The sequence below is a fragment of the Enterovibrio nigricans DSM 22720 genome, from assembly GCF_900167155.1.
Lineage (GTDB): Bacteria > Pseudomonadota > Gammaproteobacteria > Enterobacterales > Vibrionaceae > Enterovibrio > Enterovibrio nigricans.
This window is the reverse complement of sequence record NZ_FUXU01000113.1, coordinates 1-8,755: the sequence shown is the minus strand read 5'-3', so window position 1 is coordinate 8,755 and position 8,755 is coordinate 1. Positions and strand designations below refer to the sequence as shown.

Sequence of the window (8,755 nt, the reverse complement as noted above, 5' to 3'; positions counted from 1 at the left end):
ACTTGTTCTTCAATGTCATCGCAAAACGATATGAACAGGGCAGCGTGGTTGTCACAAGCAATTTACCGTTCTCACAATGGTCAAATGCGTTCGCTGATGACACCACACTCACGGCTGCACTGCTGGATCGACTGCTTCATCACTCTCACATCATTCAGATAAGTGGAGAGAGTTATCGGCTAAAAGGGAAAAGGGCGTTAGGGACAGTGCCAACCGTTCTACAAAATGAATCGGAGAGGCAGGGATAACTACCATGGGTGGGTCAATTTTACTTCGGCGATAGCGTCGCTAAGTGGATCAGTTTTAAGTCGGCGTTGACAAGGGTTTCAAATTGTTGAGTTTGATTTTGACGAATTAAGTTAAGTAAGTCATCGTTGGGCATACTTCGGTGTTGCACGGATTGTAAACGCTTTACAGTTTTAAGCAGGCGCGACTCATCAATAGGCTTTACTAAGTAATCTATCGCACCCTCCTCAAAAGCCTCTATAGCATGATCATCATAAGCGGTAACAAAAACGATGTTTGTTTGAATGTTTTGCTTGTTCAGTTCCGATGCAACCTGAAGCCCATCAAGTCCGGGCATACGAATATCAAGGAATACCACATCAGGTTGTGCAGACGTGATGGCTTCGAGTGCCTGAGCACCATCACCTACACTAGCAATAAGTTGAATATCCGTAGAGATATCTTCAAGCAATTTTCCAAGATGATGACGCAGTAGAGGTTCGTCGTCTGCAATGATTATGCGCATGGGATAGTCATCCTTGTAATAAAGCCGCCACCTTCTTGCATGATCAGCTCAAGCTTCCCTCTTCCGTCAAACAAGGCCGACAGTCGCTCTCTGACATTTTTCATACTAAGCCCATTGCCTTTGGATGCTTCGTTAAACCCAATACCATTGTCACTTATCTCAATAAATAGCTGTTGGTTTACGATTGAAAACTTAATTTGAATATGCCCACCTTTCACTGACGGTTCTATGCCATGGACGACGGCATTTTCAACCGCTGGTTGGATAAGAAATGGCGGAATTAAAGCCTGAGGGGAAACACTGTTGTCTAATACAATTTTGTATTCCATACGCTCAGAAAGTCTGATTTGTTGGATAGCGAGATAGCTATCAAGCAACTTCACCTCTTCAGCAATCGTAATTTTGTCTTTACGCTGCTGCTTTAAACTGGCTCTTAGCAAATCGGTAATGCGTGTGAGAAGCTTTTTGGCTTTCTCTTTGTCGGTATCAATCAGTATTTGAATGTTTGCAAGGGTATTAAAAAGGAAGTGGGGCTCCATTTGTCCCTGTAAGTTTCTTAATTGGCTATTGATGAGTGCTTTTTCTTGTTCTGTTTGTCGGAGCTGAATATCTTTCAATTCAGACTCTGCTTTCATAGCTCTTTCTCGATTGACAATCAGATAAGCGACAAAAAAGGCAATGGCGGTTGTGGCAATTAAAAAGGGTGTGATGAGTTCGAAACGCCAAATGCCTCGTTTAAAATAAATCCAAATCAACATGTTCAGGGTGCCAATACAGACCCCAATGATCGTAGCAAGAAAGATGCTTTTCCTTGGAGACCACTCAGGGAACTGATTTAGGAAAGCGATATTAAAGAAAAGAAAGGTACCGCCGTAGCCGATAGAGATGAGAAGGTGAAAGAGGTAGCCACCTCCGAGAAGAGACTGTGTAAAGTAAGCGATGATAAAACCAACACCAGTAACAAGTGTTACAGGTACAGGTTCGAAGTATCGATAATTTTGAATCATTGTTGTTTGCCTACACAGTTTAGCCACACATAATTATATGATTTTATTGTTATTGCACATTACGAATGGCTGTGATTATGATCGAAAAATTGCGTTGAAAAACAACTGGGAAATGAAAGAAGTAGAGCGTTCCTGGGCACCTTGTCACGCATTGACTATTTCTTTATCACAGTCGAAAGATAAAAAAATGGCGCATCAAAAAACTTGTGCGCCGTTCGATAAGGTATTTCGGATGCACAGTAGCTTTTCCAAGCGCTCAACGCACAAATTCGGAAAAACAACCAACAGAGCGAACAATAACAAATGGGGTTTTGATTTCTAGCACGTTGAGACAAATGTCAGTATCTTGAGATAAAAGGGGCATTTCGGGGGTGAATTGTAGAAGTCGCGGTATGATGTGCGGGTAGTTACCTACCCGCAGAGGAATTTGAGTCCCAATTTGTTGCAATAATATCGGCTTTGGTAACATTCCCGTTACCTTTTTCTGCGGCTGCTCTCAATACCTCACTGGTATTATACATATGTTGTGGGCTTACTCTTTCATCGGTACCTTCGAGCGAGGAAAGCCCAATACTCAAGGTTAGGGCCCCTGTCTGCGAGGTGACAAAGGGAATGTTAGTTTCCTTGAGGGTTGAATGAAGCTTTTCGCAGACAATTAAAGCGTTGTCTCTCGATGTATGTGGCAAGATCACTGCGTAATGCGCAAGGGTTAAGTACGTCAAGACATCAGAAGAGCGCTGGCAGGTTTTAGAAAATATCTGAGCAACGTCTCTTATTGCCTTATTGGCTTTTTCCTCGCCATAGTTTTTTGTGTAACTCTCAAAGTCATCTAAAGAGATCAACAGCAAGCTAATCGGTGTTTTGTAGCGACTGGCGCGACGAAGTTCTTTATCCAAAATATCGTTAAAATGCCGTTTATTGGCCAGTCCTGTCTGCTCATCGATTATCGTTACCTCTTCCAGTTGGTGGGCAACGTCTTCCAAAACTTCTTGGTTATGTTCCAGTGCGTTATTGAGTTCAATATTTTCGTCACTTATTTGATGGATGGTCTCAGTTTGTTTTCTGGCTAACAGGAAAAAAGCCAGAACAACAGAAAGGAGCCCGAAGATAATGACAAGCGTGGTTAGGGCTTCTGTTTTGTATTCTTGCCAAATCGGTGGTTGGTAATGAATGAAGCGGGTGCCTGTTGGTAAAGCAGCTTTATCAATACCCTGCTTTTTCATTTCATCGAGATCAAAAAAGAATGATGATGGGGCAGGCCTCAGCGCTGGCAAATCACTGTTGGGGGCTTGTAGTATTTCAAGTGCAAGAAGTGCAGCCGCGCTGCCCTGACTATGACCTGTGACGATTTGTCCACCGATCGCACCGTGTCCGATGTGTGAGTGCCAATATGTGTAAGTCGGGTGAGGTGTGATAGATGATAAAATCCTAGCGGTTTCAGCGGGGCTGTATTGGCCACCCTCTTGTTTGGGTAGTGTGCTGGCTAACATAAATACCAGCGTATTTGAGGGGAGTTCAGACAGCGCTGCATCCAATTCATCGATGGACAAATCAATCAGAAAATCTGTCTCGACCTTTTCTTCAATAGAAGAGGCTACATTGCGTTTAACAATATCCAACACATTTCGGTCATATAACTCTTTTGATGAGCCAATAAAAGCGATGGCTTGCGTCTGAGGGTGAAGCGACAATGCCAACTCTACAGATTGGAGGTAGTTTGTGTACTCAGATATGCCCGTCACATTGTCGTTGTTCCGGATGAATTCTGAAGATTGTGTGTTAATGGCACTGAAAATGATGGGCTGATCAGGAAAGAGAGTCGATTGATTCTCAAGCGCAAAATCAATTGCCGCTTTGTCAGACGTAACCACCAGATCAATGGTATTTATCACATTTTTCAGTGCTAGGATGTCTGCGACCTTGCTGTTGATCTCAACCGGATCGAACCGTCTGCTATCAAGATAGACAACGGACAGCTCTATAGGGTTGGCTGATGTGGCGAAGGTTTCTCTCAGACCGGTTTCGATTTCATCGCTCCACCCATAGCCACGGTGGAAAGAATTGATATAAAGGACATGTTGCCCATTCGAAACTGAAAGGTCGGGGATTTCGACTTCAGAAGCAGAGACACCGGTATTCATTGACAGAGCGATGAAGCAGATCACGAAGAAATGTTTCACCTTAGCGTGCTGGCTTAGGGCAAAAAGCCTCGATCTTACAAGTCTTGTCATAGTTGCCTCAGCGCTTGGGTTCTCAAAAGTCGACATGCATTTCATATCGTAATGAAGATTAAGTGTAGGTATAGATTAACGAGTTATCTCAATAGATTAGGATAAATTGCGATATATGTTCACAACTTTGAGAGACGGGAATATTAAGTGTGATGCCGAATGACCGTGAGCACAGAGAATTGGACAACGAATGCTCATTAAAGTAAATCGGGGATCCAAAGAAGGTAGAAAAATAGAAATCAAAAGTAACAAGGGCACGAGGTGCAGCAAAGAACTGTGGTAAAGAACTGTGGTGAACGAGTGCGGTCACTACTCATTTGGATCTTCCTGTTTAAACCGTTTATAGAGATGTTTTGCATTCTGTCTGCTTTAAAATTCGTATTATGTCTGTGACTCAATACGCAGTTTGCTTGAAGTAAGAGGGTAATCTCTGTACCCTTGCGGCGATTTCCATTCTCAGTTCAGGATTAATACCTTGCTTAGTACAGCTAATATCACTCAGCAATTCGGCGCAAAGCCACTTTTTGAAAACATTTCAGTAAAGTTCGGTGAAGGTAACCGTTATGGCCTTATTGGCGCAAACGGCTGTGGTAAATCCACGTTTATGAAAATCCTGAGCCGTGAATTGGAGCCAACTGGCGGTAACATCAGCGTTGATCCAAATGAACGTGTTGCGAAATTGAATCAGGATCAATTCGCTTACGAAAGTTTCACCGTTATTGACACTGTTATCATGGGCCACAAAGAATTGTGGGAAGTGAAGCAAGAACGTGACCGTATCTACTCTTTGCCTGAAATGAGCGAAGAAGATGGTATGCGTGTTGCTGACTTGGAAGTTGAGTTCGCGGAAATGGACGGCTATATGGCAGAGTCCAAAGCGGGTGAGTTGCTGTTGGCCGTAGGTATTCCTGTTGAACAACACTATGGCTTGATGAGTGCAGTTGCTCCTGGTTGGAAACTACGTGTTCTGTTGGCGCAAGTTCTATTTGCTGACCCAGATATCATGCTACTTGATGAACCGACGAACAACTTGGATATTGATGCTATCCGTTGGTTGGAAGATACGCTGAACGAGCGTAACTGCACCATGATCATTATCTCGCACGACCGTCACTTCCTTAACTCTGTGTGTACGCACATGGCTGACTTGGATTACGGCGAGCTACGTCTTTACCCAGGCAACTATGACGAATACATGACTGCAGCGACCCAAGCTCGCGAGCGTCTGTTGTCTGATAACGCGAAGAAAAAAGCACAGATTGCAGAATTGCAAACCTTCGTAGCACGCTTCTCAGCGAATGCGTCTAAAGCGAAGCAAGCAACATCACGTGCCAAGCAAATCGACAAGATTCAGTTGAGCGAAGTGAAAGCGTCTAGCCGCCAAAACCCATTCATTCGTTTTGAGCAGTCTAAAGAACTGTTCCGTAATGCACTTGAAGTTGAAAATCTGAGCCAAGGTTTTGAGCACGATCTGTTTGCGAACTTCAATGGTATTTTCGAAGTCGGTGAGCGCGTTGCTATTATCGGTGAAAATGGCGTGGGTAAAACAACCTTGCTAAATACTTTGGCAGGCGTTCTAGCGCCGCGCACTGGCGCATTCAAGTGGTCTGAAAATGCCAACATTGGTTATTATGCACAAGACCATGCTTCAGATTTTGAAGAAGACATGAACTTGATGGATTGGATGAGCCAGTGGCGTCAAGAAGGGGAAGATGAGCAGGTTATTCGTGGCTTCCTTGGTCGTATGCTGTTCTCGCAAGATGACATCAAAAAGTCTGTAAAAGTTCTGTCTGGTGGTGAACAAGGCCGTATGCTACTTGGTAAGCTGATGATGCATAAGCCAAACATGCTGCTTATGGATGAACCAACTAACCACATGGACATGGAATCTATCGAATCGTTGAACACGGCACTAGAGCAGTACAAAGGCACTTTGTTCTTCGTATCGCACGACCGTGTATTCGTAGACTCTTTGGCAACACGCATTCTTGAAATCAAAGATGGAAAAATCACCGACTTTAAGGGCACTTACCCAGAGTTCTTAAAATCTCGTGGTGTTGACCACTAAGACCGGTTTCTCTGATTGAAAGAGCCCAGGATTGTCCTGGGCTTTTTTGTGCCTACAGCATAGGGGTTATGCGCTCTGCTCACATTCGTGGCGTTATGTCGCCCCAGCGGGTAGTGGGTGCTATTTTTCGAGTAATGATGGCCGCTATGGGCAAAACAACGTAGCTAAAGAGTCGGTGATGCTTAGACAGGTCGGTACGGTATTGATGATAGCGGCGTTGATGCGAGGGATGGAGGAGGAAACCGCCGACTTCGACCAGAGGAAGAGAGCGAAGAGCTGGCCACTTAAACAAGCAGCCAAACTATTAAATGTCCTGGTCGTCGCCTTCTGGTGCAGATTGAAGTTCTGCGACCAACTCTTGCGCAGCGAGTTTCTCGCGTTCGGCTTTAGATATGTAACGTGGCTTATTACTCGGATTAAGCTTGGCGTTTTTCTTCTTTTCTCTTTTCTTCAGCGTCGAGATGATTTTTTCTTTCGGTTCATAGGAAGCACCATCGAAATTTTGGTTGGCGATTGTATGTGTGTTCTCCAAATAGCTCAAGTAAAGAGATGTCGACGCTGCAAAAAATTTTCACTGAGCGGTGAAAAATAGAGCAATCAGTTTTTATTATCACTTTCAGGGTTAACATTTCATCTCGAAATGGTTACGTGCTCAAATTTTAATAAATTCAGTGTGCTATAAGCTGAATTTAACCGTGGATTTACTTAGTGTACAAACTGTTTACTGCGGGCTGTTATGTACGTGTTACTTACTTGTCAGTCGGTGAGTTTTTTCCCCTCTTTTCAGTTTTCATTTTCAATGTATACTTCGTCGACTTTTTATGTTCACAGTGTGAAATACAATGAAAAAAATTGCGATCAAAGCTGTTGCGGCTGCTGTACTGACTGTTTCTTTAACGGGTTGTATTGGCCAAATGGCGACCTCTGGTGCGGTAATGAAACTGAACCTGTCTGCAGTAGATAACCGTTACGCACGTGCTGGCCTGTATGTACTGATGAGCCCAGTATATGGTGTAGCGGCGACGGCTGACCTGTTCATTTTCAACACCATTGAATTCTGGACGGGTACCAACCCAATCTCAGGTAAATCTCCTGCACTGGCAGATACGCCGATGAACGCTGTCATCAAAATTAACCAGAATCTGAGCAGCGATCTGACGACTGCGCCAATCAAAATCTCTTCAGCTGACGTTAAGCAACTGAACGAAAAGTCATTGGAAATGTCAGTTGCTTACGCTGACGGTTCAGTGCAAACTCTTCGTGGTGAGAAAGACGGCGAGATGGTTAATTTTTACCTGAACAACGAATTCATCACATCAGTGGCCGTTGCAGAATTGAACGAATACGCAGCAAACCGCGTATAATTCATTTTTACAACGTTGAGCCCTGCTTCTTAGTGGGGCTCTGTTGTATCTATTACTGACTGGGATTTTACGAGGTAATTTCAGTGGATTGGATGCGGGAGTTTCCTTCCGTAGGAGTGAGTTACATGCTTAAGTTGCTCTACGCGTTACCGCCATTCATGACTTTATCCTTTGCCATTTTGTTCGAAATCATCGCCACATCGATGATGCCCAAAACACATTCATTTACTCACCCACTCGCCACTGCAACGGTATTAGGTTGCTATGCTGTATCTTTCTATTTGCTTTCCATAACAGTCAGAGAAATGCCACTAGGCATAGTGTATGCAATATGGAGTGCCGCAGGCATTGTGTTGGTATCTCTTATCGCGTGGTTATGGCACGGACAGCAACTGGACGTCCCAGCCATCATCGGAATGCTATTGGTAGTTGCAGGTGTTGTAGTGATCAACCTGTTTTCGTCAGTGATGCACTAAAAGAAACTTAGGGCTTAGCGTATGACGTCATTACCGATACCACTTTGCCATTCTAGACTTTAGCTTGAGAAGCTAAGGACTTGGCTATATTCAACAATGTGTGATAATCGTAGTCGCCTCCTTCCTCTACTCCTGAAACCCCCACGGAATAATCGAGCATGTAAGGTAAGCGTTTTTCTGTCGAGTACCTTTCTACCCGTTCTTTGAATCGGTGAAGTATTTCTTGTGTGTTAAAAATGGGGGTGTTGTTCAGTAATACGGCAAATCTATCGCAATCCAAACGCGCGATAACATCAGACTCTCTAAATCCAAATCTCAGTAATTCAGCAAAGAAAGTTAAGGCATTATCCCCCTCTCTCAAACCGTATAACTGGTTGATGCTTTTCAGTCCTCGCACATCAAAGTAGGCGAGGGTGGCCGGGGCATTGAAACGTTCACACATATTTAAACTGTTCTGTGATAACACCCAAAACCCTTGCTCATTGAGAAGACCCGTTAGATGATCTTGCGTCGTGAACTGCATCGCGGTGAGTTCGCGCTCCACAAGGTCTGCTATGTCTTTCAAGCTACTGATGTCGTTATCGTCAAATGTACGTGGTTCATCGTCAATCAGGCTGAGTGTTCCCATTACTGTCCCGTTAGCATGGTGTATTGGATAGCCAGCATAAAATTTGATGTTGGGCGTGCTTGTCACGTAAGGGTTGTCGAAAAAGCGAGGGTCTTTTTCCGCATTGCTGACTACCATCGCGTCATCATTGAATAGGCTTTGTTGCTTAATTCGGTTGGAAGACATGGCAGCCTAAAGTTGTTCGGTTCTTAAGCAATATACTGAGTTTCAGGCATACCCAGTCCTGTAAG

10 protein-coding genes are annotated in these 8,755 nt (G+C 44.0%); 4 read left to right on the top strand and 6 right to left on the bottom strand.

The window, feature by feature from the left end; genetic code table 11:
• On the top strand, positions 1-248 hold a 248-nt coding region (locus B5D35_RS21390), incomplete at its 5' end, for an ATP-binding protein (RefSeq protein WP_170915244.1).
• A 20-nt stretch (positions 249-268) separates the two neighbouring features.
• Here the strand turns inward: B5D35_RS21390 and B5D35_RS21385 are convergent.
• From B5D35_RS21385 to B5D35_RS21370, 3 genes are all read right to left on the bottom strand, one after another.
• Positions 269-751 (bottom strand): response regulator, encoded by a 483-nt coding sequence (locus tag B5D35_RS21385; RefSeq protein ID WP_078754505.1) that lies wholly within the window; start codon positions 749-751, stop codon positions 269-271.
• Positions 742-1,758, bottom strand: a complete 1,017-nt coding sequence (locus B5D35_RS21380; protein WP_078754504.1) for a sensor histidine kinase — start codon at positions 1,756-1,758, stop codon at positions 742-744. The genes B5D35_RS21385 and B5D35_RS21380 overlap by 10 nt, the downstream gene beginning before the upstream one ends.
• Before the next feature lie 407 nt (positions 1,759-2,165).
• Positions 2,166-3,938, bottom strand: a complete 1,773-nt coding sequence (locus tag B5D35_RS21370; protein ID WP_244556695.1) for an ABC transporter substrate binding protein — start codon at positions 3,936-3,938, stop codon at positions 2,166-2,168.
• Between the two features lie 526 nt (positions 3,939-4,464).
• On the opposite strand from B5D35_RS21370, the gene B5D35_RS21365 reads away from it, so the two are divergent.
• Positions 4,465-6,057 (top strand): ABC-F family ATPase, encoded by a 1,593-nt coding sequence (locus tag B5D35_RS21365; RefSeq protein ID WP_078754502.1) that lies wholly within the window; start codon positions 4,465-4,467, stop codon positions 6,055-6,057.
• A 79-nt stretch (positions 6,058-6,136) separates the two neighbouring features.
• Here B5D35_RS21365 and B5D35_RS24160 read toward each other — a convergent pair whose 3' ends face one another.
• Both B5D35_RS24160 and B5D35_RS21360 read right to left on the bottom strand, forming a co-directional pair.
• Positions 6,137-6,349, bottom strand: coding sequence for a hypothetical protein (locus B5D35_RS24160; protein ID WP_139367824.1), 213 nt, complete (start codon positions 6,347-6,349; stop codon positions 6,137-6,139).
• Positions 6,350-6,361: 12 nt separating this feature from the next.
• The gene (locus B5D35_RS21360; RefSeq protein ID WP_244556696.1) at positions 6,362-6,571 is read right to left on the bottom strand and encodes a DUF2986 domain-containing protein; all 210 of its coding nucleotides are present in this window, start codon (positions 6,569-6,571) and stop codon (positions 6,362-6,364) included.
• Positions 6,572-6,899: 328 nt separating this feature from the next.
• On the opposite strand from B5D35_RS21360, the gene B5D35_RS21355 reads away from it, so the two are divergent.
• Together B5D35_RS21355 and B5D35_RS21350 are read left to right on the top strand one after the other, a co-directional pair.
• Complete coding sequence (locus B5D35_RS21355) at positions 6,900-7,421, top strand: DUF3332 domain-containing protein (protein WP_078754501.1); 522 nt, start codon at positions 6,900-6,902, stop codon at positions 7,419-7,421.
• Between the two features lie 125 nt (positions 7,422-7,546).
• Positions 7,547-7,897: a DMT family transporter gene (locus B5D35_RS21350; protein WP_078754500.1), complete on the top strand. Its 351-nt coding sequence runs from the start codon at positions 7,547-7,549 to the stop codon at positions 7,895-7,897.
• A gap of 52 nt (positions 7,898-7,949) precedes the next feature.
• Here the strand turns inward: B5D35_RS21350 and B5D35_RS21345 are convergent, their stop codons facing one another.
• Entirely contained in the window at positions 7,950-8,690 is a 741-nt protein-coding gene (locus B5D35_RS21345; RefSeq protein ID WP_078754499.1) for a sensor domain-containing diguanylate cyclase, read from the bottom strand.
• Positions 8,691-8,755 lie beyond the last annotated feature (65 nt).

What these genes read in the sequence shown, in the direction of transcription:
- B5D35_RS21385 (WP_078754505.1), bottom strand. Translation starts at nt 751, where the DNA reads ATGCGCATAATCATTGCAGACGACGAACCTCTACTGCGTCATCATCTT.
- B5D35_RS21350 (WP_078754500.1), top strand. Translation starts at nt 7,547, where the DNA reads ATGCTTAAGTTGCTCTACGCGTTACCGCCATTCATGACTTTATCCTTT.
- B5D35_RS21380 (WP_078754504.1), bottom strand. Translation starts at nt 1,758, where the DNA reads ATGATTCAAAATTATCGATACTTCGAACCTGTACCTGTAACACTTGTT.
- B5D35_RS21345 (WP_078754499.1), bottom strand. Translation starts at nt 8,690, where the DNA reads ATGTCTTCCAACCGAATTAAGCAACAAAGCCTATTCAATGATGACGCG.
- B5D35_RS21355 (WP_078754501.1), top strand. Translation starts at nt 6,900, where the DNA reads ATGAAAAAAATTGCGATCAAAGCTGTTGCGGCTGCTGTACTGACTGTT.